Raw genomic sequence first — 23,359 nt, forward strand, 5'->3', positions numbered from 1 at the left:
AGTCTGGAGACGGCCCAGTTACGGCCGTCACACTGCCGCAATTGACTGGAACTTTAGCCGATACTGGCTCGGCGTGATGCTCGTCGTTCGCTTGAAGAGACGACGGAACGAATTGGGATCCTCGTAGCCAACGTCCAGCGCGATATCGTCTATGGCCGTGTTAGTCGTCTCAAGCATCTGCTTGGCTTCCTCGATTCTGAGCGATTGAACATAATCGAGCGGTGCGTAGCCGGTGCATTTGGCGAAACGCCTCTTGAATGTCCGCTCGGCAAGACCCGATCTGTAGGCCATCTGGGAGACCGGGTTTGGCATCGCGTAATGATCGGCGATCCATTGCTGGCTATCAGCGATGATCTCGTCGTCGTGCTGCTTGGGACGCACCATCGCGGCAAAGGGCATCTGCCCGTGGCTGAGGTCGCCAAACAGGAATATCCTTGCGGTGCGCCGCGCCTCTGCCTCTCCGCAAAAGCGAGCAACCAGATAGAGCGCGAGCTCGGTCCAGCTGGCGGACCCGCCGCTGGTGACGATGCGGTGCTCGTGGCCGCCGGGCACCAGCAATCGTTCAGGCTGGAGGATCACGCGAGGATAGCAATCCGCGAAGGTCTGGGTTGCGCTCCAATGCGTGGTTGCATCGACACCATCCAGCAGTCCCGCTTCGGTCAGCATCATCGATCCCGTACAGACCGAGCAGACAATCGCGCCCCGGCTATATTGGTCGCGGATCCAGGCGATCTCGTCTCTCCACCGCCCAACCGGGCCCTGGCCGTCATCCAGGAACAGGTCCGCGACAATGACGACATCCGACCTGTGCATTTCGGCGAACGTATGGTCGGGAACGAGGATGGCGCCGATCGAGGTGCGCATGGGCTCTGTGTTGCGTCCGACGATACGCGGCACCATCGAACGCGTTTCGAAGCGGTCGCCGGTCAGGGCTTCCCAGGCGACGCCGACATAAGCGAACACTTCGTGCAGGCTGAGCACAATGGCGGCGGACACCTCCGGCACGGCAACAAGGCTGATCGAGACGGGTCTTTGAGGAGCAGACGCGGGCATTTTGCCATGATGGCACATTTGACCCGTTTCTGTCGATTCCAGCTCTCACTGTACAAGATCCTTTGCCGCCAGAACGCCCCTCAACGCGGGACCGCCCGCTTCTGAGGAAAGATTGACCATGTTTCACACATCATGTCGCCGGATGATCGGCGCATCCATGCTGGGCGTGGGGACTGTCCTTGCCGGTCTCGGTGCCAGCGCAAAGGGCGCAACGCTCAAGACCAAAGGAAACATTATGCTGGACCGCATTCCTGATCTGCCGAAAGGGCTGTCCGAGGCGGTGGAATTCCCCCTTATCGAGGCCATCCACGGGAGGCGCTCGCGCCGGTTCGCTCGCGGCGCGGCGATACCCGGCGGCCCACTTGCCTATGCGTCGAAGCACCCGCCGCAGCCCCTGTCCGAACTTGAACAGATGATGTTGCTCACGACCGTGGCCGGCAATACCGGCTGGTCGAACCTCATCCCCTACAACCGCAATTACCTGCCCAACATTCCGAACTATGCGGGTGCGGCTGGCGGACGCACTTTCCCCTCAGCGGCGGGATTTCAGATCACCGAGTTCTTCTACACGGACGATGACGGGGTCTATTTCCTGCCGACGCGGGACATGTCGGCCGTCGAGGCCAAGGCCGCGAACGGAGAAACCGATCTCAACGCCTATCTCGATGCCCACCGGAGCCGCATCGTCAAGATTGCCGACGGCCGTCTGGCAACTCCGGCGCGGCCGGAACATATGGAAATGCACAACGACTGGTGCGTGAACATCCCCGGCAGCACGCTGATCATTCCGGTGGCCGACCTCGCGCAGCACATCATCCAGGGGCTGTGCTACTTCGTCCAGAATGGCGTCTGCATCTATGACGACGTGAACAACCGGCCGATCCCGGGGCTCGAGAAGTTCAAGCACCTGGTCGATATCGAGAACCCCTACCCCTTCTCCTATGTCGAACAGGTCAGCGCCACCGAAGTGACCGTTGAGCTCTCATGCGCCTGCTATGCCGGCGCGCTGATGCTGCAGGCGATGGGACTGGGTGGCTGGATGTTCAATGGCCTCAATCCCTTCAGCATCCTCGGGGCCAGCGGCGATCCCGAGGTTCCGGGCCTGGGCTTCCGCTACGACATGATCGAAGGCGGACCCCTGCCGCATGTGACCGGTCTGCCCGGCATTCTCGAAGGCCACACCCAGCCGCATTTCAAGGATATGCGGGCTGCGGTGGAATCCGTTGTGAAGCGCAAATTCGGAAGCGGCGGGCCGTTCAACGCTGCCACGAAGGGTCCGTACAAGGTAACCGATGCTGTTAGGCGGAAGGCTGCGCCGATCGATGACGAGTTTATCGACTGCGTCGCGCATATGGCGCAATACATCCAGGACACCTTCGGGCGGTTCCCGGCCAAGGTACCTGCCATGCTGACACTCATGTATCTGCAGGCTCACAAGCTCGACACCGATTTCTACGACGAGCATTTCGAGCCCGGTGCCTATCTGCGCACCCACGCAAAGAACAGTCGGAACTGGTGAGCGGCCATGCGCAAACTTCTCATGCTTGTATTCGCGGCAGTCGCCTATCTACTCAGTCTGGCAAGCCTCACCTATATTGTCGGGTTCATCGCTGACATTGGCGTGCCCAAGGGCATTAGCGATGGCGAGCAGGTCTCGATCTGGGCGGCGATTGTGATCGACGCCACGCTGATCGCCATGTTCGGACTGCATCACTCGATCACTGCGAGATCATCGTTCAAGCGTTGGTGGACGAAGATCGTCCCGGCACCGATCGAGCGGGCAACATATCTGTACATGACGGCGATCAATGTCGGCTTGCTGGTCTATTACTGGAAGCCCATTCCGATCACGATCTGGCGGGTAGAAGCGCCTGTATCGTTAGGATTGATATTGACGGCCTATGCGGGGGTGTGGGTCATGATGGTGGCAGCAACCTTCCACTTCGGTCACTTCAGGTTCCTGGGCCTTGCGCAGGCGTGGGAGAATTTCCGGCAAACACCGCCCGAGAAAGGAGCGATGAGCGCAAGGTTCCTTTACGCTCTGGTCCGCCATCCGATCAGCGTCGGCTGGATGCTTGCCCCCTTCTTCGTAGCGCATTTCACGGTCGGCCATCTTGTGTTTGCGGGCGCGACCATGGCTTATGTGCTTCTCGCGACACCATTCGAGGAGGCCGACCTGATCGAGGAGATCGGCGAACCCTACCGCGAATATCGCAGGCGTGTTCCGGCTTTCGTGCCTTTCACGGGGCAGCGCGGCTCGCCATCCGACCCACAACCCAAGTTGGGAGAAAGCCGTGCAAGCGAAAACCAAGCTCGGAGTTAGTCGCTACATCTATCAGGAGTTCCGCCTGCCCGAGGGCGGTGCGATAAACTGACAATCTCAAGCCAGTCTCAAGACACCACCGGGAGTTCGAAACCATGCAACCGCTCCATATCCAGCGATTGATCGCGTTGCCCTATTTCGTTCTGGGGGGATGGTGCCTGCTGGCCCCGCAAACGGTCGAGCGGCAGACGATCGCGCCCGACTATCAGGTCCTGAACACAACCAGCGCAGTTTTGATCGGCTGTTTCGGGGCGCAGGCCGTTCTCGGCGGCCTCTTCATCTGGTTCAGCCGGTGGCAGCGCATGACTTTCCTAGTCTACGCCCTCGCCCTGCTTCCGTTCTTCTGGTTCAACTATTGGTTCGTATTCGAAGTCCCTGTCTTCAGTCGCTGGCTTGCGCTCGACCTGATCGCAAATGTGGCGATGCTTGGCCTAAGCCTGTGGGGATGGCGAGCAATGGCGAGCGACGAACCTGCATCAGCCCAAGGCGATGGTTCATAAACAATCGATCCTCAATACTTTGCCCACACTCATCGAAAGCGGCCTTATGAAAAATCAGCTAATCCTATCGATACTGGCAGCGCTCCTGGTCGGTCTGTCTGCATGTACCCCTTCAACTTCAAAGCCTGGCGATGCGGTCTCGCTGATCATCAGGTTCGAGGCGAGCGAGCAGGGAGTGCAGGAGTTCGCCGAAATCATGGCCGGCGTATCGGACGCCATGGCATCGGAGCCGGGCTTCATGTCCGCAAAGGTCAATCGCAATGTCGATGATCCGAACATCTTCGTCCTCGAGGAAGTCTGGGCGACGAAACAGCTGCATCAGGAACATTTCAACCGCATCAACCAATCGGGTGATTGGTCGCACATCAGTTCGCTGCTGATCGAAGAGCCCGACATGGGCTACTACAAGTCGATGTGATTGAAGTTGCGAGGAATCTCTTGGCATGTCCGCCTTATCGAGGAACCTTGGCCGCCTCTTGGCCAGTGTTCGATCAAGCGTTTAACTGGCAGTAGCCAGAAAAATTCAGATCCACATCACAATGTCTGCTTTTCCATCCCAGCCTACCATAAGCGGACCGACCGCTACCGGCCCAAAGCCAGCCCAACGGCGAAGGTTTCGCGCGTCGTTCGAAGCCCGAGCCTTCACTACTCAAAGAAGCGATCCGTCGGATCCGGCTCGTCTTCATGGTCAATTGCTATAGCGGTCCTGGCAGCAGGTGACAGCCCCAACACTGCTACGAAGCCTCGAACTATAACGTTCTGCTGATTGACGATACGCAGAAACGGGGATGTCGTGATGCTTCCTCACTCGATGCGAACGAGCATCGGCAAGGCTCGCAATTTTTCTTGTGCTTGCCTTCGCGTTTCCCAAGCCTCGACCAAAGCCTGGACGGTGAAGTGATCGAGCGCCTTGAGCATGCCCCGAGGCGAATTCTCTATCAAAAAGTCCCATGTCCCGCGCTCTTTCTCCGAGAGATGCTTTGGAGCTTGTGCGAGCGGCTGCGTCGGCACTGGCTCGCCTTCGATCAGTTTCGGATCGCGGCGATCGCGCGAGTTCTCGACGATCTTCAAATGCGTGGGCTTCTTGCGACGTCCCATTCTGATTACTCCAGGCTTCCTAGGAGAGCGCCGTCTTCCACATCAAGAACCTGATCGGAATGGGGCTCGTCGCTTATCCGCACTCAAAAGTAGGTGCACGAACCGGGGCGAACTTCAAAATATCGAGCCAGCCGAAATTTTTGCCGCCCGCCGGTGTCCTCTTAAAGGGCTCCAAGGTTTTCACTCCCCCCCTTCCCTACCAGCGTCGAGAGTGCTGAACGAGCGCGCATGCATGCGCATGCGCGGAACCGGTGCATCTCTATTTTTTTGATCGCTGCGCTTAGGAAGGCCTGCGCCGCTCCGCTAGTTCGAAGGCTCCCGCGTCGCAGGCCTTCCTAGTCAGAGGTTTGTGCTTGCTCTGACTGCAAGATGATCCTTGGTGAGGTCCGAGCGGAGGGCATAGGACGACCAACCCCCGCCGAATGGCTGGGTTGGTCCTCCCCTGATGCATATCGGATGCTCCTCGGAGCCGGCCGTCGCATTCGGGCACGCGTGGTGCCGACACCGGCCCACCCGCTTAGCAGCTGCTTACGAAACAATGTGCCATTTCGGAGGTCCCCGCTCTGCCGTTCGGACTCGGGTTTCCGCTATGACCTCACCCCATTTGGTAGCGGAACTGGTTGGGCGCACCGCCACACGTGTTTAGCCAAACGAGTGCGCCAGCCGCAACGAGGCGGCGGGATTGCATTCGTTCAGAGATGTTCGGGATTGATCGACGACCATTCGCGCTCAGCACGCTCAATGACGTCAATGTGATAGCGGACCCGATTACCTATTCTTGTGTAAGCTGGACCGATCCCTTTGTCTCGCCACCGTTCAAGGGTGCGCGAACTAATTCGCCAGCGTTCGGCCAATTCAGCCGTGGTGAGAAATATCGTCCTTCTGACCAAGAGAGCCTGCTCGTTTGAGAGGCTCCCCATCAATAGGTAACTTCCGATTCCTTTGAGGCGATAATCAGGAAACGAATTCCAAAGTCATCGCCCAGATTTGCGAAAACCTTCGGGAATTTTGGCGTGAGCCCAGGCAGCCTTGAAGATGTCGTCACGCACATCGAAGGGTAACAAACGATCTGCCAAATCCTGGATTTGCCGCTTCTTCACACCCTGCTTCGGCGGGACAACCGAGCAGACTTATTTGATGAATCACTTGGTACTGAGGTATCTATCTGTTGCTGGGGTCTCTGTTATTTCGACAAACGAGAACGGGCCAATTTTGTTACGCTCGAAGTCGACCTTCGCTGCGCCTTCCACAAGTTCGACAGCTATCTCTTCTCGGTCAGACTTACCGCGAGGTATCGCCCTTACACCCCACCTTCCCGTTCCGATCTGAATACGAAATTCTTCAAGCAGGGATTCTTCTAACTCTCTTCTCCGGAGCCAATCTGCTGAAGGCGCCTCATGGATTTGGAGAGGAATGCCATCCTTCAATCGTGTATTCGAACTCGGGCCTGTCACATCCGAAAGTGAATCCAACTCATCCCATAACTCTGGCGTAAGTAGCGTCTCTCGCGAAAACCTGCGCAGCGACCGATCGGGTCGCGCCTTAAGTCCTGGCGGTGTTATTTGTTCCACTACGCAACACTACTGCGCCCTGCTCAGGTCGCAAGCACCCAGCCGCCGGATTGACAACGCCGTTTATGAAAAGTCACGATAGCATCTGGGCCGATAGCCGAATGTCCGCTAGTTCACTGCAGAATGTTCGAACTAGACATTCACTTTGATGAGCACTGTAGAACAGACAACCATACACGTGATTGGTTGGAAGGGGCCGAAATGGGTTGTCCAGATCGAATTACGGTGCTTCGAGATCATTTTGATCTTTGTAACCACGATTCAGTCAGGCAAGATCGGCGGCAACTGACACAGCCGAGAGGTCCGAACAGCTAAGTTTGCTGATTTGGTCCGATATCTTTGCAGGCTGCTGCGGCTAGTCGGTGTTCACGGAATGCTCGAAAAACAGGGCGATAATCGCATCGGCATGCCGTTCGACCCATTCAGGCTCAGTGGGCTCCAACCCATAGATTTCCTGAATCTCTTGAGCGAGCACAAATGGCATCTGGGACGCAGCGACCAGAATGTAAGTGATCGATATCTCGTTGATCGCTGGCCAAAGGCGCTGCGATGCGTACTTTTCTCGAGACACCTGCCCGGCGCGATGCAGCGGAGCGATAAATTTCTCGACCATCCACTTGAAGCGCTCGCTCCCGTGGATCGATTGCTGCACCATGATGCGCGCGTGTTCCGGGTGACGGGCGCAATAGCGAACATATCGGCGAATGCCGTTCTTGAGCCGATCGAATTCGCTCAAATGATCTTCGCTGCCCGGCTCGATCGCCAATTCGGCCTCCATGCGACCAAACAGCAAAGCGACCGCTTCTTTCCACAATTCTTCCTTATTCGTGAAATGATGCCGGATGAGGCCATGATTCACGCCGACGCTGCCGGCGATTTCGCGCACGCTCGTCGCATCGAAACCCTTTTCCGCAAAGATATTAAGCGCTGCGTCGAGTATCTCGCCTCGCGTTTTCAGTCGCTGCTTTTCGCGTTGATTGACTGGCGTCTCTAAGTTCATGATCGAAAACCTAGCTTGGCGCTCCACACGGGGCAACCAAGCTTATCGCACAGCGTCAAGCTCGGCCACGATCTCGCGATGGCGCGACGAAGTGAGCGGATAGAACCACAACAGGGCGATCGCGCCGGCAAGAAAGCCGGCTGGCAGCAAGGTCATGATGACCTTGATTGATAACAGCGTCGAGGCCCCCTGCTCGGCATTGGGTACGTAGCCGATCCAGTCCAGCAGGAATCCGAGTATGGCTGCGGCGAAGCCGAAGCTGACCTTCTGAACGAAAGACATCAGACCGAAGGAAAGAGACTCGACCCTCTTGCCGGTCTGCCACTCGCCGTATTCGACAGTGTCAGGCAGCATGGACCAGAACGACAGGTAACTAGCCGCAGTGCCTGCAGCACCCAGCGCGAACAGCAAGGTGACGACGGGAACGGTCTCCAACGGATTGACATAGATTGCGATCGAGACAGCCAGCGATATTGCAAGACCGGAGAGCCAAACCGTCCGCTTCTCCAGTCGCGTTGCCAGCCATGCCCAAACGGGAATGAGGATCGCGGCCCCGCCTGTCATCAAAGCCAGCGCCGTGCCCGAGGCCGCTTCGTCACCCAGCGTATACTTGTAGTAGTAGATTAGTGTCTTGCTGGTCATCACGCCGCCCATAAAGAGCAGCGCAGTCGCAAGACAGACAAGCATGAAAGCGCGATTGCGAAACAACGCGCCAAGCGCATCCAGAAGGCCTATGGCATTTTCGTTGACGGATGAAGCGCTGGGTGACGTCGGTTCCTGTGTCGTGAAGAATAGGAAAAGGTAGATCGGCAGCGACAGTGCAGCAAAGCAGATAGCAGTCCAGAAGAAGCCGGCGGCCAGATCACCCTGCCCGAAATACTCGACAAGCCGCAGAGTGGCGAAGGCAACCAGGAAGCCGCCCGAGGTCGCCGACACCATCCGCCAGGCAGAAAGCTCGTTGCGCACCGCAGAGCTGCGCGTGATGCGCGCGGAAAGCGATGAATAGGGGATCGACATCACGGTGTAGAACGTGCGGAAAAGGACATGCGTGGCTGCCGCATAGACCACCAGCGCAGTGCTTTCGTAAGCGGGGCGGTAGAACATCAGCACCATCGTCACTGCAAGAGCGGGTCCGCCGAAAAGCAGGTACGGTCGATAGCTGCCCCACCGCGTCCGGGTGCGTTCTGCCAGATAGCCCATGATGGGATCGCTGATGCCGTCCCACACCATGGCCACCAGAAAGATCAGCCCGGCCGTTGTGGCTGAAAGCAACAGCACGTCCGTGTAATAATAGAGCAGGAACATACTGGCGGTCGACCAGTAAAGATTGAACCCGAAATCGCCGAAACCGTAGGCTGCCCGCCGCCAGCGCGGCAGTTCGCGGCCCGCATCGGTGGTCATGAGACCGCGCCCGAAAACTGCTGCTCGCGATAGCTCATTGCTTTATCTCCGCGTCAAAGGATGGCGGCGGATCGGTCTTTGGAGGCAGGGGGCCGGACTGAAGGGCTTTTTGCCATCGCCTGTACCCTTCGGGCAGAAGATGAATTCCGTCGTTAGTCAGGACAGGGTCGATCGCACCGCCTTCTCCCAGTGCAAGAGGATACACGTCGATGACATCCACACCATCTCGCCCGTCGAGCCCGCGCACACGGGTGTTGAAGGCCTCGATCCACGTCGCATGCTCTGCCTCGCGCGGGAAGAGAGTATGAACGTAAAGCTGGGTCGCGGGGCTGGCTTCACGCACGCCTTGCACGATCTGTTCGAGCCTCGCGAAGGCTGCCTCCGGCGTATCGTCCAGCCTGCTGCGATCGTTGCCGCCAATATACAAGAACAGCTTGGCCGGGCGCAGGGCGATGATTTCGTCGAGCCGGTCGAGAAGTCCGATAGTCGTGTCTGCGCCTATCCCGCGGTTCACCACGGTGTAGCCGGGGAACATGGCTTCGAACGGTCCTTCCTCGACAATGCTGGATCCCGCGAACACGATCGCCTCCTGCTCGCCAGGAAAGGCACGCCACAGCTCTGCTCTGCGGGCCTGTCGCAGCTCAATATAGGCATCCAAGGCAGCCTGGGGGACCGTCCGTTGCTGCGCGGGAGGGGAGGGCGCAGGTTGTCCGGCATCTGCAGACACACTGCCGAGCGTGGCAAGCGCGCATATCGGGAGCAAGATCGCAGCAGACAATTGCATGTTAAACGTTCCTCAACGCAAAAATGGCGGCACCGGACTCATGAAAGAACCAGTGCCGCCAGGGAGAGGACCGGGTATCAAAATGAGAAACGCGCGCGCGCGCCGAAGTAGCGGGAAAAGTCGCGCGGGACATACTGGCTTACGACGCCCGAATTCCCGAACAGGGGATCGCCGAAGATGTTCGTCGCGTAGAACTCGTCGAACACGTTGTTGGCGAACACCGAAACCGAATAGGAGCCGTCATCGGCTTCGATCCCGACCGCAATGTTCACGATTGCATACCCCGACTGATCCGCTCTGGGATCCCCGTCCAGGGAGTAGTTCAGGCTGCTTTGCCAACGGCCGGAGACCTGGACAAACGGATTGAACGCCGCCGCGATCGGGAATTCCTTTCTGACCAGTCCCGTCACGCGCCATTCGGGGGCGTTTGGCAAATCGGAGCCCGAAAGATCCTGAAGGTTCTGCACGATATCGTCGGACGGATCACCGGGAGTGCCGCCATCGTCCAAAGTAACCGGCACGCATCCTTCGGCGGCAGTCTGCTGGAAATAGCACGATGCGTTCTCGAATTCGGTGATTGACGCGTCGGTATAGGCAACGCCAGCCTGGATGAAGAAACTGTCGGTAGGCGTGAAGATCGCGTCCACTTCGACGCCTCTGGTGCGGACCGACCCGACATTGGTAAGGCGCGTTTCGGCCGACAGGAGGTTGTTGGGATCAGTGACGAGGACAGCGGCCTGCTCCTGAAAATTCTCGAAGTCGGTATGGAAAAGGGCCAGGTTGATGATCAGATCGTCGTTGAGCAACGACGATTTCAGCCCGAGTTCGAAGGCGTCCGAAGTTTCCGCCTCGATCGGCTCGACGCCCTGAGGCGCGCCGAACCCGGAATCGATCCCGCGACCCTTGTAACCCCGCGCATAGCGCGCATAAGCGTTCACATCGGGGCCGAAGGCATGGCGGATCCCGATGTCGCCCGTTACGGCGGTATCCTCGGTCTGGTCGACCAGAGCGAGGAACGTGCCCGGGTTGCCACCGAATGGCCGGTCGCCCGGTACCAGCACGTCGGCAGGGTCGCGGTTCACCCGGTAATCGAGCGTCTCGTTGATCAATCGTGCGCCGCCGAAGACCACCGTGTCGTCTGTCAGATAGACATTCGCGCTGCCGAACAGCGCCAGGTTCTGGGTGCTGACCGCAGCATCGAACTGCCCGCTCTGGTTAATCTGGAAGCCTCCGAAAAGCGGCAGCAGAATCTCGAAGCGACGCTGGAAGGTTCGGTCGATGTCGAGCAAGAAAGCGAAGCCGCCAAGCACGAAGTCGAACGGAGGACCTTGCGGCGACGTCAGGCGCACTTCCTGCGAAAGCTGCGTGATCTTGGTCGTGCCGCTGTTGAGATCGAAGGTGATGATCCCAAGCTCGGGGTCTTCCAGATCGAGCAGGTCGACATCGATATTGTTTACGAAGTCGTACCAGCGATAGGCAGAGATCGAGGTCAAGGTGTAACCACCGCCGACATCGAGGTCCGCCTTGCCCGACACGCCCCATTGTTCGCTGTTGTTGAAAACGGGTGCGTTTACGTTGCTCTGCGCATTTTCCCGGCCCGCCACGACCGGATTAAGCAGATCGTCGATCCTGCCGCCGCCGATGGCGCCGGACGCATTGCTGGTATCCCGCGCGACATAGATGCAGCAATCCTGTTCGGATTTGCGATAGTCGCCGATCAGGGTGAAACTTGAATCTCCATTACCCGGCTGGAAAAGGATTTTTCCGCGCAGGCCCCAGTTCTGGTATCCGTTGAGATCGCGCCCGTCGGACAGGTTTTCGATTTGGCCGTCGAACTCCTTGTAATATCCGGTCAGTCGCCCACTGAAGTCGCCGCCGAGAGGCCCCGAAAGCGATGCGCGCAGAGCGTATTCGCCGCCTTCCGCGACCTGTCCGTCGATCATGCCGCTAAAGTTGCTCGTCGGGGCTTGCGTTGTGACGGAAATCACACCGGCAGACGCGTTTTTCCCGAACAGCGTCGATTGCGGGCCGCGCAGGACTTCGACTCGCTGTACGTCGGCCAGATCCTGAAAGCCCATTGCCTGACGCGCCATCACGACATCGTCGACGACGACGGATACGCTCGATTCCACGCCTTGCGAGAACACGGATGTGCCGACCCCGCGAATGTTGATGGAATTGTTCTGATCGTTCGAAGATTGCGTGAAGGTCACGCTCGGCGCGATTGCGGTCAGGGCCTCCACCGAGCCGATGCCGGCATTGTCGAGGACCTCGCCCGAGATGGCGGTGACTGCGACCGGCACTTCCTGCAAGCTTTCCTCGCGCCGCGTCGCCGTCACGATGATGACGTTGGAGCTTTCCTCGACTGCCTCGTCCGGCAACTCGCCATCCGCAGACTGGGCCTGGGCCGGCAGCCAAACACAAGATGCAAGGCCGCAGGTGCCGGCAAGCCAGATCGATCGCTTCATACACTCTCTCCCCACGAATGTTTTCGTTATCCATTCGGTTATCGAATCGAAATTTGCCTGCGTCAAGTGGTTATCCGACTGTATCATCATTGCCCTTGACTCCCTGTCGGGGTGAAGTAGCTATCCGTACGGATAATCAATTTGACATGCCGAGCGTCTGCTTCCATGTCGAAGAAGGAGAACAGAGTGCCGGACCTCTCGCCGCGCAAAGGCATGACCGCATGGCAAATCGCGCAGACCATCGACCGGGTCATCGCGGAAGCCTTGCTCGAGGAAAAAGTCGCGATGATGAGCGGCAAGGGTTTCCTCGCTCAGATCCGGGAAGATAACGGAGAATGGGGCAAACGCCCCTACCGCGCCGGCGCCGGTCTCGATCGGCTGAATGTCCCCTATCTGTGGTTCACCGACGGGCCGCGCGGAGTGGCGCGCGGGCAGTCGACATGCTTTCCCTGTTCGATGTCGCGCGGGGCCAGCTTCGACATCGATCTGGAGCGGCGGATCGGCGAGATCATGGGGATCGAGACGCGCGCTCAGGATTGCAACCTCTCGGGCGCAGTATGCATCAATCTGCTGCGCCATCCGGCCTGGGGCCGCGCGCAGGAAACCTATGGCGAGGACCCGCACCATCTGGGCGAAATGGGCGCCGCGCTCGCCGTTGGCATCCAGACCCACAATGTCATGGCGACGGTCAAACATTTCGCGCTCAACTCGGTCGAGAACACCCGCTTCTCGATCGATGTGACGATCGAGGACGACGTGCTTCGCGAGGTCTATCTGCCGCATTTCAAACGCGTGCTGGATGCCGGCTGCGCAACCGTGATGAGCGCCTACAACAAGATGAACGGCGAGTATTGCGGGCAGCATTACGAGTTGTTGACCGACATTTTGCGTGGCGAATGGGGTTTCGACGGTTTCGTCCACTCGGACTGGGTCCTGGGTGTCTACAAACCCTATGGCGCCAGCGCGGGGCTCGATGTCGAAAACCCTGAGCCGGTTGTCTATGGCGAGCGCTTGGTGAATGCGGTTGAGCAGGGACAGATCGCACCCGGCGTCATCGACACCGCGTGCCGCAGAATTCTGACCACGCTCTACACCTTCCTCTCGGCAGAAGACCCGCTTCCCGAATACAAGGCCGAATATGTGGCCTGCGAAGACCACCGCGCTGTCGCGCTCGAAGCGGCGGAGAAGGGGGCTGTCCTGCTCGAAAATTCAGGGGTGCTCCCGCTGTCGCAGGATATCGGAAAGCTGGCGGTCGTCGGCGCTCTTTCCAACATCGAGAACACCGGTGATTTCGGATCGAGCAGGGTGAACGCGCCCTATACGATCACGCCCTTGCAAGGGCTGCGCGACCACCTTGGCGAGAAACGCGTGCTCCACGCAGACGGGGCAGACGAAAAGGCGACTTCAGAGGCGTTGGATCAGGCCGATGCGATCGTCGCCGTGGTGGGTTACACGGCCGACGACGAAGGCGAATATATTCCCGGTGACCTCGTGCCGCAGATGCCCGACGCGGTGAAGGAGATGTTGGACGATCGCGAAAACGAGCGCGAACCGCGTGGCGGCGACCGTGCCTCGCTCTCGCTGCCGGATGCACACGTTGCGCTGATCGAAAAGGCCAAGGCGACGGGCAAGCCGGTGATCGTGGTCATTGTGGCTGGATCGGCAGTGATGGTCGAAGAATGGCGCGAGGGGACGGGAGCCATCTTGCAGACCTTCTACTCGGGAATGGAAGGCGGAACCGCCCTCGCTCGTTTGCTTTTCGGGCTGGTTACTCCATCGGGGCGGCTTCCGTTCACCGTCGCCAAGGACGCGGCTGACTACCCGTTCTTTGATCGCACGGCCACCGCCATCACCTATGATCGCTGGCATGGCTACACAAAATTTGAGCGCGAAGGCCTGCAGCCGCGTTATCCTTTCGGTCATGGGCTCAGCTATACTGAGTTTGAGACACGCGCCCTCAGGGTTACCGACCGAGGCGATAATCTCGAAGTGAGTGTGTCAGTTCACAATAAAGGGTCCGTTGCAGGCGCGCATGTTGCGCTCGCCTATGTTCGGTCTCCGCGTACGACCGAGAATTACGCCGAACGACTGTTGCGAGGTTTCACGCGTGTTTACCTCGAACCGCAAGAAACTAGAGCGGCAACGATCTTGATCGACAAGCAGCAGTTGCGGCGCTTCGACAAGGACACGCGCGAATGGTTCCTGCCGAAGGGCCGGTATGTTCTGGAGATAGATGGAAGCTCAGCAGAGATCGCACTCTAGGCGCTGCGGCACCGTTCGCGCGCTGACCTCAGCTAAATCGGCCCGGGCGGCGCGTCATATACCAGTCGAAATCCGACGTTACTTGCCCCGAGTCCCGGATCCCGTCCCTGACGGGACTGCGGGCGATAGCGCTGACAATAATTTGGCGCGCATAGATACGACCCGCCTTTCATTACTCGCGTCACGAGGCCCGGGTTAAGCGGATCGTAGGCATCGGTTTCGCTTGGCCCCTTGGGACGGTCGCGGTCAGCGGGATCATGGCCTGGGCGGTACAAATCGCCGGTGACTTCCCAGACATTGCCGGTCATATCGTACAGCCCGAAGGCATTGGGAGCGTAACATCCAACTGGCGCGACGCCATAGAAGCCATCTGCCTCCTCATTAACCATGGGGAATACTCCCTGCCAGCTGTTTGCTTCGTCACCCGATGGCTGTTCAGTGCTAGCTGGTTCACCCGCGCTCGCTGCGTATTCCCACTCGGCTTCCGTGGGGAGCCGCCCCCCGCGCCATTTAGCATAAGCGAGCATATCTGCATGGGCGAGGTGCACCACGGGATTTCTGGGTTCGGCTGCCGGCTCGCCATTGCCCTCGGGCAATTTCCAGTTGGCGCCCGGCACATATTGCCACCAGTCCTGGTACCGGTTTGACGGTCTGCCCGGCGGAACGAAGACGGCCGAACCCGGCTTGAGCAAATCCGGCGGAATGCGTTCGCGTGGAATGCCTAATGCTTCAGGATCAACCGGCTTTTCGGCCACGGTGACATAGCCGGTGGCGTCAACGAAAGCGGCGAACTGTGCGTTGGTAACCTCGTGCGGATCGATCCAGAAACCGTCCACCGTGGTTTCGCGTTCGGGGCCCTCTTCGGCGTAGACAAGCTGCGAACCCATCGTGAAAGTACCCCCTTCGAGGCTCACGGGGTCCGAAGCGATCGGAGCGCAAGTACGCGCCTGCGCGATTTTCGGTTGATCAGCCTCGTTTCCCTCGCAAGCGCTCAGCGTCGCGAGCGTAGCGCAGACAGTAATGATAGATGGCAAGCGCTTGCTCATGGTTGCTATCGAACAGTCTGAGTGACGGTCTCACTTGGTGCGTAACCATAACGAATGGCTCTGGCTTTGACTGTCACACCGCCGCCAACCTCGAACGGGCGTGTGTAAATCGTGCCGGGCGAAAGCTCCTCCTCGCCCAGAACATAAGCGATGCTCGCCCCTGAGGTGGCGCTGGAAATCGTCACACGGCCATCCTTCACGGCAACGGTCGGAGGTGCTGTTATAGGCTGCACCATGCCTGGCCACATGGTCTCGATCATCTCGGCTTCCGGAACGGCGCTGAGATCGCCCGTTCTCTCCAGCCATGCATCCATGGCCCCGCGCATGCGGATCAGCACGTCGCGAAAGGCAGGATCATCTGCTAGATTGTCGATCTCATGCGGATCCGCCTGCGTATCGTACAGTTCTTCGGCCGGACTCGGTGCGGTGACGAGCCGCGCAGCTGCAGGCGGAAGCCCGCCTTCAGCCGCGAGGCGCCAGAATTCCTGCATGGCAAGCTGTGCGTCGCGAAAAGCCAGCGGGCGCAAGATCGCCAGATCGGGTCGGTAATTGCGCATATACTTGAAGCGGTCATCACGCGCCGCCTTGACCCGCCCTAGCACGTTATCATGACGATCTGCCGCAGCAAAAACGTAGTCGCGCTGTTCGCCAAGTACGAAGTTTCGTCCTTGGATAAATGGCGGGCGCGCGATCTTTGCCCATTCAAGGATGGTGGGAGCCAGATCGACGAAGCTGACCAGTCGCGAGTCGACTTCTCCAGCTCGGCGTTCGTCGGGAAAACGTACCATCAGGGGCACGCGCAGCCCGCTGTCATATACGGTGCGCTTCATGCGCGGCAGCCCGTCACCGTGATCGGTTGTGACGACGACGATAGTGTTTTCGAGCAGTCCATCTGCATCGAGCTTCGCGACGACCTCGGCGACCTTGCGTTCGGCAAAGGCGATATTGTCGTAGTGTGTTGCAATGTCCCGCCTCACGATCGGCGTGTCGGGAAGGTACGGCGGAACCTCGACATCGGCGGGATCGGTCAGACGCGCCTTTCCGGCCAGATCGCGCTGATTGCGCTGTGTCACCGCGTTGAGAAGCGGGGTGTCACTCTCGCGGTCTTCCGGCCAGATGTAGCTTTCATGCGTTTCGTAGATGTTGATCATCGCGAAGAACGGTTGGCCATCGCGGCGACCACGCCAATCTGCATCGGGCGCGTTCGCGTCCCAGATCGTGAAGGGTTCGCCGAACTGGTAATCTGTCTTGCCGTTGTTGGATGTATAATAGCCCGCCGCTCGCAAAAGCTCGGGAAAAGCTTTGACCTGCGGCGGGGGGACGGCTTCATACTCGATCGGACCGCCTCCCGACATACCGGGTAAAGCACCCTTGGTGCGCATCTGGTGCGTGCCAAGCGTCTGCTGATGCACCCCTGTTATCAAAGCCGAGCGGCTGGGTGCGCACACCCCCGCGGTGGTGAATGTGTTGGGATAGCGGACCGACTGCTGCGCCAGCGCGTCGATGCTGGGCGTTTGCGCAAGTTCGTCACCAAAGGCGCCCCAGCGCGGACTCAGGTCTTCGAACACGATGAGCACGATATTGGGCCGTTGCTCTTGCTGCGTTTTCGCTACGCCTGCGGGTTGCGGGGCCGTGCAGGCCATCAGCCCCAAAGCGGCGAGCAAGAAAACCAAGCCTCTGGTGAATCCCACTTGAAAAACTCCCCGCCCTCAGTCAGCTTGCTGTCCATATGTATAACCAAATCGGCGACAGCCGCAAGCGTGCGGCGGATCGATGCAGAGGGAGTGGTATCATACTACGGAGAATCTTCATTCGGGCGGTGTCACTCTTTTTGGGTATTTTCGCTGCGGTCACGGTGACCGCACCCGCGCATGCGTCGCAGCGGCCCAATATCGTACTGATCTATGCCGACGATCTGGGCTATGGCGATGTCTCGATCTACAATCCGCAGTCGCGCATCCCGACGCCGCATATCGACGCGCTTGCCCGGGGCGGAACCTGGCTTCGCGACGGGCACTCGGCGAGCACTGTCTGCACGCCGTCGCGCTATGCCTTGCTCACGGGTCAGTATGCATGGCGAACCGAGCTGCGTAGCGGCGTTCTCATGCCCTGGGGGCAGCCTGTCATCGCTCCCGATCTCGTAACATTGCCAGAGTATCTGCAGTCCGCCGGATATGACACCGCTTTGATCGGTAAATGGCACCTGGGATTTGAGTGGCCCTGGAAGGATAGCACCCGCCCGCCGGATGCCGAAATCCTGCAGCAAGGATGGATCAGCGTTGCCCGGAATGAGCAATTCGACTGGTCCCGGCATCTCGGCGGTGGGCCAACGGATCACGGCTTTGCGTATTATTTTGGTGACGATATCCCGAACATGCCGCCCTATGCCTGGATCGAAAACGATCGCATTGTGGCAGACCGCCTTGTCGACATCCCTCGTTCCGCGCTTATCAGCGTCGGCTTCACCGCAGGCATTCACGGCAGCGGGCCGGGCGAGCCGGGATGGCAGCTCGACCAGGTCATGCCGCAGCTTGTTACACGCTCGGTCGACTACATCGCCGATTCTGCGCGTAAGCAGACACCGTTTTTCCTGATGGTCTCGCTCACGGCTCCCCACACTCCTGTCGTTCCGCTGCCGGAATTCGACGGAAAGAGCGGTGCAGGAACATACGGTGATTTCGTCGTGCAAACCGATGCTGCTGTTGGCTCGGTGCTGGATGCGTTGGACAAGGCCGGATTGCGCGAGAATACGATGGTCATCGTGACCAGCGACAACGGACCGGAGTTCACCACGTATAGGCAATGGCGCCGGTTCGGTCATGACTCAGTGGCGGGGCTGCGCGGGATCAAGTCGGACACTTGGGAAGGCGGGCACCGCGTGCCATTTGTGGTCTCCTGGCCCAATGGCGGTGTCGACCACGGCCGACCCAATGATGCTCTCATCGCTCAACTTGATCTGTACGCGATGATCTCAGCGCTTCTAAATCGCCCTTTGTCGAAGGGAGCTGCGCCAGACAGCGTCAATGTGCTCGAAGCTTTGCTCGGACGTGATTTTCGCGGGCGAGAAGAACTCGTCTACCACGGATCACGCGGCAACCTTGGCTTGAGAGAAGGGCGCTGGGCCTTTCTGCGCGGTGGAGGGTTCGGGCGGCTGCCCCTTCCACTTTGGTCCGAGCCGAAATGGGTGCGCATTGCCCGCGGAGTGAGGGTCGATGGAGCGACCGAGGATGCACTCTATGATCTCGTCACCGACCCGGCACAGCGCGAGAACGTGATCGCCAAATTCCCGGATGTCGCAGAAAGATTGAAAGTCCGATTGGCTGAAATCGAAGGGTTGTGAGGAATTAGTCAATCGGTCGTCGACCATTCTGACGCCGTCCAACGTACTGAACAGCAGGGAAATTCAGGCTGTCTGCTTTTGGGTTGCTAGCGGACCGTCCGCTCTTGGCTTCACCTTGGGCAATATAGACATCCTCGGGGCCATAAGTCGGCGCGAGACGTTACCACTACATGACCATGCACTGCACGCGCACGGGGCGCGGAAAACCCCTTCTCCTTGTCCACGGACTGGGGGCAACCTGCGGCTCGTGGGACACTATCTCGCCTGCGCTTTCTCAAGTCAGGGAGGTAGTTGCCGTAGACCTGCCCGGCCATGGGCAGACACGCGAAGAGACCGACAGTGGTACGTTCGAAGGACTCGCGCGCAGTCTGGATGAATGGCTCCGCGCGGAGAATTTTACAGGTGTTGATATGGTTGGCAGCTCGCTGGGTGCTCGCCTAGTGCTCGAGATGGCGCGGCGCGGCCGAGCGGGCGCGGTTGTCGCACTGGATCCGGGCGGCTTCTGGCAGGGGTGGGAGCGCACCTTCTTCAAAGCCACCATAACGCCATCGGTTGCTCTGGTTCGCGCGCTGCGACCGGCGCTTCCTGCTATCACCCGAAATGTCGCAGGCCGGGCCGCGCTCATGGCCCAGCTTTCTGCAAGGCCGTGGGCGCTCGACGGGGCATTCGTCGCGCGTGAACTGAAGTCATTGGCGAATACGCGCACCGTCAATTCGCTTGTGAAGGACCTCGCCAACGGTGCAATGCAGGAGGGCCCTGCAAAAACGGCTGCGCCCGTTGTCATCGGCTGGGGACGCGAGGATCGGTTGTGTCTACCGCAGCAGGCGGATCGCGCGACCAAAGCGTTCCCTGAAGCGACGTTGCATTGGTTCGACCGTAGCGGACACTTCCCGATGTGGGATCAGCCAGAAGAAACCGTTCGCGTGATACTGGATGCAACGAGCGTCTCGGAATTGAAATGATACTGCAACTGGGCGATTAGCAAGACGAGGGCCTATGCAAGGGCTGACCCCATTGTAAGGTCCTTTGTTGGGCCGGTTGCAGACTGTCCGGTCTTTGGATCCGATCCTCGAAGAATGGACACTCCACCTGATCGGCATTCTGACGCCTAATCAGACCTGCGAAGCATTTCGGCGACGGTCTTATGCTTGGGAAACGCTTTTTTGTCCGCGAGAATTCGTAACAGGGACTTGAGAGCACTTGCGAATTGCCCATTGCATCGGTCCGCCGCTACAGTGCGAGCAAGCCGATACGATGAGAACTTATCAGGACATCTACCCATCTGCTCCGTTACTCCGCAGCGATGGAACCGTCCGACCGAGTGCGGCGGAGTTGCTGTCGCTCGAATTCTTCGAAGCCGAGCCCGCCTCGATGCCGCATGAGGTGTTCTCGCAGCATCACATCCCCATCAATCTCAAGGAAGAGCCGCATCGCGTCGAGAACTGGCGCGGCGAGGAACACCGGGACTTTATATTCCACAAGAACGAGATCGTAGTCACGCCTGCGGGCCTTAAGAGCGGATGGCGCTGGCATGAGAGGTCGAAAGTGATCGTCATCACGCTCGATCCGGCGCGGCTTGAAGCCTTCACGCAGAAGGAACTGGGAAAGGTCCTGACCCGCCAGCAACTTGTCGACACACCACAATTCGAGGCTATCGATCTCACTACGGCGGCGACGCTCATTTACGACGCATTGCGCCAGCCCTCAGGCAGTTCGCAGGTGATGTTCGAGAGTCTGGCGCGCATTTTTCTCGTCAAGCTGGTAGAGCGCTACGGCGACGAACAAGCCGAAAATATCGCGTTCTCCCGTGCTTTCACGCCTGCGCACTACAAGCGCGTGCTCGACTTTATCGTCGACCGCTTCGGCGACGCGATCACGATCGAGGACATCGCGCGTGAGGCGGGCTTGTCGCCATCGCATTTCACCCGATTGTTCAAGAAGACGGTCGGCGACACCCCGCACCAGTTCCTGATCCGCTACCGGGTCGAGCGGGCGGCCGAGATGCTGGCCGATCCGGCCCGCCCGGCAATCGATATCGCGCATAGCTGCGGCTTTTCCGACCAACCGCACCTCACCCGCATGTTCAAGCAGCTGCGCGGCGAGACATCGAGCGAATGGCGCAAGCGGCAGGCGGTTACCGGTTAGTTCTAGCTTCCCGACACCGTGATCACGCGCAAAGTCGGAATTTTCAAAAACTAAGCAGGCGGCGCCAAGCTTTTGGCGTTGTGGTCTCATACATAGGGTTCGTCAAATCGAACCCAAGGAGCCCCCCGATGTTCAAATCCCTCAAATCCTTCGCTTTGTCGGCTTCGGCCGTCGCCCTCGCTGCCGGAGCGGTTCCGGCCAGCACCACCGGAGCATTCGCCATGACTGCCGATAACGCAATCGCCACCCCGACGCAGAACGCCGCTTACACCACCGAGCGCGTCACCTTTCAATCAAACGGAGAGATGATCGTCGGCACGCTCTACGTGCCCGAAGGCGTCAATGCCTCGAACACGGTTAAGGCCGTAGTCGTCACCGGTGCCTGGACCACGATCAAGGAACAGATGCCCGCGCTCTATGCGCAGCGCCTGGCCGAGAACGGCATGGTCGCGCTTGCTTTCGACTTCCGCACCTGGGGCGAAAGCGCTGGCTCGACCCGCAGCCTTGAAAACTCGGAGATGAAGATTGCTGATATTGAGGCGGCCGGACGCTACCTGCTGTCGCGCCGCGAGGTGCTCGAAGTCCACGGGCTCGGAATCTGCGCCTCGTCGGGCTACATGGCGACCGCCGCCGAGCGCACCGATATCTTCACCTCGCTCGCGCTGGTCGCGCCCTGGCTCCACAACGCCGAAATCGTCGATGCCGTATATGGTGGTGAGGAAGGTGTCGCTGGCCTGATCGCCACCGGACGCGAAGCGATGACCAGCGAACGCGCCACTGGCGAGCCGCAGCTTATCACGGCCGCCGGCCCCTCAGGCTCGGACGCGCTGATGGCTATCGAAGGCTACTACATCGACCCCGATCGCGGCCTGGTCCCCGAATGGGAGAACACATTCAACCTCGCTTCCTGGGAAGGCTGGCTGACCTTCGATGGGGTGCGCGCCGCGGAAGGCATCACCGAGCCCACGCTGGTCGTCCATTCGGATGCTGCCGCGATCCCGGATGGTGCAAGGGCATTCTACGACCAATTGCGCGCACCCAAGGCGCAGGTCTGGCTCGACAACGTCACCCAGTTCGATTTTTACGATCAACCCAAAGGGGTCGATCCTGCGATCGAAGCCGTCACCGCCCACTTCTTGCGGAGTTGAGCCCCCAGCCCGCGCAATCGTCCCGGTGCCTCTCGCCTCAGCCCTCTCCCAAAAAGGCGACGGGACACAACTCTCTGAAAGGAGACCCGTCATGTTTCTCAAGAAAGGAACCTTCGCCATGACACTCGCGCTCGCCGCGACCACCCCGGCCCATGCCAACCCGTCGGACATCGCTGCCATCGAGACCGCGATCGAAAGCATCGGCACCCTTGCTGACCGATCGGAATTCGAAGCGCTCGAAACGCTGTTCGACGATGAGATCCGGATCGATTGTTCGAGCCTGACCGGCGAACCCGGGGAGATCACCAGCCCGCACGCACTGATGACCCAATGGGCGAGCACGCTTTCTGGTTTCGACCGCACCCGGCATGACCTCTCGGGCATCGTGGTAGAACTCAATGGAAGCATCGCCAGCGCTACCGCGAATGTCGTGGCCGATCACTGGGTCGATAGCCAGCACTGGCAGGTGAGTGGTCGCTACGACTACGCTTTCGAACGCGAGGGTGACGCCTGGAAAGTTACGGCAATGACCTTCACCGTCATCGACGAGGCAGGCTCGCGTGCCGTGTTCGGACTGGCAATGGAAGCTGCTGCCAGCAATCCCGCGCCCTATGTCCAGCGTCAGCGCACACGGCAGGCGGTGATCGAATTCCTCACCGGCCTCGAGGAAAAGGACATGGGCATGGTCAACGGCGTCTGGGCAGCAGACGACGTTCAGGACATGCCTTTTGCAACTGAAGGCAAACCGAGCCGCGTGGTCGGGCGCGACGCGCTGATTGCTCACTACTCAGGCTGGCCCGCCAATGCCGAGAACCCCAGCTTCACCGATTATCTCGTCATCCACCAGTTGCGCGATCCGCAGATGGTGTTCGCTGAGTATCGCGGACGGGTCGATATCGTCCCTACGGGCCGCGAATATCGGCAGACCTATGGTGGGCTGTTTCACGTCAATTGTGAAGGCAAGATCACGCTGTTCCGCGAATACTACGATCCGCGCCAATTCGGATACGCATTTGCGATCGGGGAGTAGGGAAAGCTTGCTGCCAGTCGCCAGGTCGTCCGGTCCCACCGGTCGGGCGATCGTTTGTGGGCCGGAAGCGGACCGTCCGGTTTTTGCATATCGTGTATGCTAAGCTGCCGTAGTGAAAGCCGGAGTAGCCAGAGAGGCGAAGCAGTTCCTCGCCTTGAAGGGCGCTCTGAAGTATCTGACATTCAAATAG

General features: G+C 59.3%; 19 protein-coding genes. 10 read left to right on the forward strand and 9 right to left on the reverse strand.

Features of this window, described 5'->3' with window-relative positions:
• Window positions 1–27: 27 nt before the first annotated feature.
• Complete coding sequence (locus CD351_RS04790) at window positions 28–1,053, reverse strand: GlxA family transcriptional regulator (RefSeq protein WP_111993590.1); 1,026 nt, start codon at window positions 1,051–1,053, stop codon at window positions 28–30.
• A gap of 118 nt (window positions 1,054–1,171) precedes the next feature.
• On the opposite strand from CD351_RS04790, the gene CD351_RS04795 reads away from it, so the two are divergent.
• From CD351_RS04795 to CD351_RS04810, 4 genes are all read left to right on the forward strand, one after another.
• Entirely contained in the window at window positions 1,172–2,572 is a 1,401-nt protein-coding gene (locus CD351_RS04795; RefSeq protein WP_199797901.1) for a hypothetical protein, read from the forward strand.
• Window positions 2,573–2,578: 6 nt separating this feature from the next.
• A complete protein-coding gene (locus tag CD351_RS04800; RefSeq protein ID WP_111991553.1) occupies window positions 2,579–3,376 on the forward strand; it encodes an isoprenylcysteine carboxylmethyltransferase family protein in 798 nt (265 codons plus the stop codon).
• A 95-nt stretch (window positions 3,377–3,471) separates the two neighbouring features.
• Window positions 3,472–3,876, forward strand: coding sequence for a hypothetical protein (locus CD351_RS04805; RefSeq protein ID WP_162627611.1), 405 nt, complete (start codon window positions 3,472–3,474; stop codon window positions 3,874–3,876).
• A gap of 46 nt (window positions 3,877–3,922) precedes the next feature.
• On the forward strand, window positions 3,923–4,294 hold the full coding sequence (locus CD351_RS04810; protein ID WP_162627612.1) for a putative quinol monooxygenase: 372 nt from the start codon (window positions 3,923–3,925) through the stop codon (window positions 4,292–4,294).
• A gap of 386 nt (window positions 4,295–4,680) precedes the next feature.
• Here CD351_RS04810 and CD351_RS04815 read toward each other — a convergent pair whose 3' ends face one another.
• The 6 genes from CD351_RS04815 to CD351_RS04845 all read right to left on the reverse strand — a co-directional run bounded on the left by CD351_RS04815 (window position 4,681) and on the right by CD351_RS04845 (window position 12,198).
• Window positions 4,681–4,974: a hypothetical protein gene (locus CD351_RS04815; RefSeq protein ID WP_111991556.1), complete on the reverse strand. Its 294-nt coding sequence runs from the start codon at window positions 4,972–4,974 to the stop codon at window positions 4,681–4,683.
• Window positions 4,975–5,666: 692 nt separating this feature from the next.
• Window positions 5,667–5,894, reverse strand: a complete 228-nt coding sequence (locus CD351_RS16080; protein ID WP_111991557.1) for an AlpA family transcriptional regulator — start codon at window positions 5,892–5,894, stop codon at window positions 5,667–5,669.
• 1,006 nt (window positions 5,895–6,900) lie between these two features.
• Window positions 6,901–7,545, reverse strand: coding sequence for a TetR/AcrR family transcriptional regulator (locus CD351_RS04830; protein WP_111991559.1), 645 nt, complete (start codon window positions 7,543–7,545; stop codon window positions 6,901–6,903).
• Between the two features lie 42 nt (window positions 7,546–7,587).
• Entirely contained in the window at window positions 7,588–8,946 is a 1,359-nt protein-coding gene (locus tag CD351_RS04835) for an MFS transporter (RefSeq protein WP_111991560.1), read from the reverse strand.
• 34 nt (window positions 8,947–8,980) lie between these two features.
• On the reverse strand, window positions 8,981–9,730 hold the full coding sequence (locus CD351_RS04840) for a GDSL-type esterase/lipase family protein (RefSeq protein ID WP_111991561.1): 750 nt from the start codon (window positions 9,728–9,730) through the stop codon (window positions 8,981–8,983).
• Window positions 9,731–9,807: 77 nt separating this feature from the next.
• Window positions 9,808–12,198: a TonB-dependent receptor gene (locus tag CD351_RS04845; RefSeq protein ID WP_162627613.1), complete on the reverse strand. Its 2,391-nt coding sequence runs from the start codon at window positions 12,196–12,198 to the stop codon at window positions 9,808–9,810.
• A 186-nt stretch (window positions 12,199–12,384) separates the two neighbouring features.
• Between CD351_RS04845 and CD351_RS04850 the strand changes: the two genes are divergently transcribed.
• Window positions 12,385–14,460 (forward strand): beta-glucosidase, encoded by a 2,076-nt coding sequence (locus CD351_RS04850; protein WP_162627614.1) that lies wholly within the window; start codon window positions 12,385–12,387, stop codon window positions 14,458–14,460.
• 32 nt (window positions 14,461–14,492) lie between these two features.
• On the opposite strand, the gene CD351_RS04855 is transcribed toward CD351_RS04850, so the two are convergent.
• Window positions 14,493–15,506, reverse strand: a complete 1,014-nt coding sequence (locus tag CD351_RS04855) for a formylglycine-generating enzyme family protein (RefSeq protein WP_111991564.1) — start codon at window positions 15,504–15,506, stop codon at window positions 14,493–14,495.
• A gap of 5 nt (window positions 15,507–15,511) precedes the next feature.
• A complete protein-coding gene (locus tag CD351_RS04860; RefSeq protein ID WP_199797903.1) occupies window positions 15,512–17,179 on the reverse strand; it encodes a sulfatase-like hydrolase/transferase in 1,668 nt (555 codons plus the stop codon).
• Window positions 17,180–17,325: 146 nt separating this feature from the next.
• On the opposite strand from CD351_RS04860, the gene CD351_RS04865 reads away from it, so the two are divergent.
• The 5 genes from CD351_RS04865 (at window position 17,326) to CD351_RS04885 (ending at window position 23,169) form a co-directional block, all read left to right on the forward strand.
• Window positions 17,326–18,846: an arylsulfatase gene (locus CD351_RS04865; RefSeq protein ID WP_162627615.1), complete on the forward strand. Its 1,521-nt coding sequence runs from the start codon at window positions 17,326–17,328 to the stop codon at window positions 18,844–18,846.
• Between the two features lie 176 nt (window positions 18,847–19,022).
• The gene (locus CD351_RS04870; RefSeq protein WP_234027282.1) at window positions 19,023–19,808 is read left to right on the forward strand and encodes an alpha/beta fold hydrolase; all 786 of its coding nucleotides are present in this window, start codon (window positions 19,023–19,025) and stop codon (window positions 19,806–19,808) included.
• A 292-nt stretch (window positions 19,809–20,100) separates the two neighbouring features.
• On the forward strand, window positions 20,101–20,991 hold the full coding sequence (locus CD351_RS04875) for a helix-turn-helix domain-containing protein (RefSeq protein ID WP_111991568.1): 891 nt from the start codon (window positions 20,101–20,103) through the stop codon (window positions 20,989–20,991).
• 128 nt (window positions 20,992–21,119) lie between these two features.
• The gene (locus tag CD351_RS04880; protein ID WP_199797904.1) at window positions 21,120–22,139 is read left to right on the forward strand and encodes an alpha/beta hydrolase; all 1,020 of its coding nucleotides are present in this window, start codon (window positions 21,120–21,122) and stop codon (window positions 22,137–22,139) included.
• A gap of 91 nt (window positions 22,140–22,230) precedes the next feature.
• On the forward strand, window positions 22,231–23,169 hold the full coding sequence (locus CD351_RS04885; RefSeq protein ID WP_111991569.1) for a nuclear transport factor 2 family protein: 939 nt from the start codon (window positions 22,231–22,233) through the stop codon (window positions 23,167–23,169).
• The last annotated feature ends 190 nt before the right edge of the window (window positions 23,170–23,359 follow it).

Origin of the sequence: Erythrobacter sp. KY5 (assembly GCF_003264115.1) — a bacterium.
Taxonomy (GTDB): Bacteria; Pseudomonadota; Alphaproteobacteria; order Sphingomonadales; family Sphingomonadaceae; genus Erythrobacter.

Bases quoted from the DNA above. Each gene is read 5' to 3' on its own strand.
- CD351_RS04790 (WP_111993590.1), bottom strand. From the start codon at position 1,053: ATGCCCGCGTCTGCTCCTCAAAGACCCGTCTCGATCAGCCTTGTTGCC.
- CD351_RS04795 (WP_199797901.1), top strand. From the start codon at position 1,172: ATGTTTCACACATCATGTCGCCGGATGATCGGCGCATCCATGCTGGGC.
- CD351_RS04800 (WP_111991553.1), top strand. From the start codon at position 2,579: ATGCGCAAACTTCTCATGCTTGTATTCGCGGCAGTCGCCTATCTACTC.
- CD351_RS04805 (WP_162627611.1), top strand. From the start codon at position 3,472: ATGCAACCGCTCCATATCCAGCGATTGATCGCGTTGCCCTATTTCGTT.
- CD351_RS04810 (WP_162627612.1), top strand. From the start codon at position 3,923: ATGAAAAATCAGCTAATCCTATCGATACTGGCAGCGCTCCTGGTCGGT.
- CD351_RS04815 (WP_111991556.1), bottom strand. From the start codon at position 4,974: ATGGGACGTCGCAAGAAGCCCACGCATTTGAAGATCGTCGAGAACTCG.
- CD351_RS16080 (WP_111991557.1), bottom strand. From the start codon at position 5,894: ATGGGGAGCCTCTCAAACGAGCAGGCTCTCTTGGTCAGAAGGACGATA.
- CD351_RS04830 (WP_111991559.1), bottom strand. From the start codon at position 7,545: ATGAACTTAGAGACGCCAGTCAATCAACGCGAAAAGCAGCGACTGAAA.
- CD351_RS04835 (WP_111991560.1), bottom strand. From the start codon at position 8,946: ATGACCACCGATGCGGGCCGCGAACTGCCGCGCTGGCGGCGGGCAGCC.
- CD351_RS04840 (WP_111991561.1), bottom strand. From the start codon at position 9,730: ATGCAATTGTCTGCTGCGATCTTGCTCCCGATATGCGCGCTTGCCACG.
- CD351_RS04845 (WP_162627613.1), bottom strand. From the start codon at position 12,198: ATGAAGCGATCGATCTGGCTTGCCGGCACCTGCGGCCTTGCATCTTGT.
- CD351_RS04855 (WP_111991564.1), bottom strand. From the start codon at position 15,506: ATGAGCAAGCGCTTGCCATCTATCATTACTGTCTGCGCTACGCTCGCG.
- CD351_RS04870 (WP_234027282.1), top strand. From the start codon at position 19,023: ATGCACTGCACGCGCACGGGGCGCGGAAAACCCCTTCTCCTTGTCCAC.
- CD351_RS04875 (WP_111991568.1), top strand. From the start codon at position 20,101: ATGAGAACTTATCAGGACATCTACCCATCTGCTCCGTTACTCCGCAGC.
- CD351_RS04880 (WP_199797904.1), top strand. From the start codon at position 21,120: ATGTTCAAATCCCTCAAATCCTTCGCTTTGTCGGCTTCGGCCGTCGCC.
- CD351_RS04885 (WP_111991569.1), top strand. From the start codon at position 22,231: ATGTTTCTCAAGAAAGGAACCTTCGCCATGACACTCGCGCTCGCCGCG.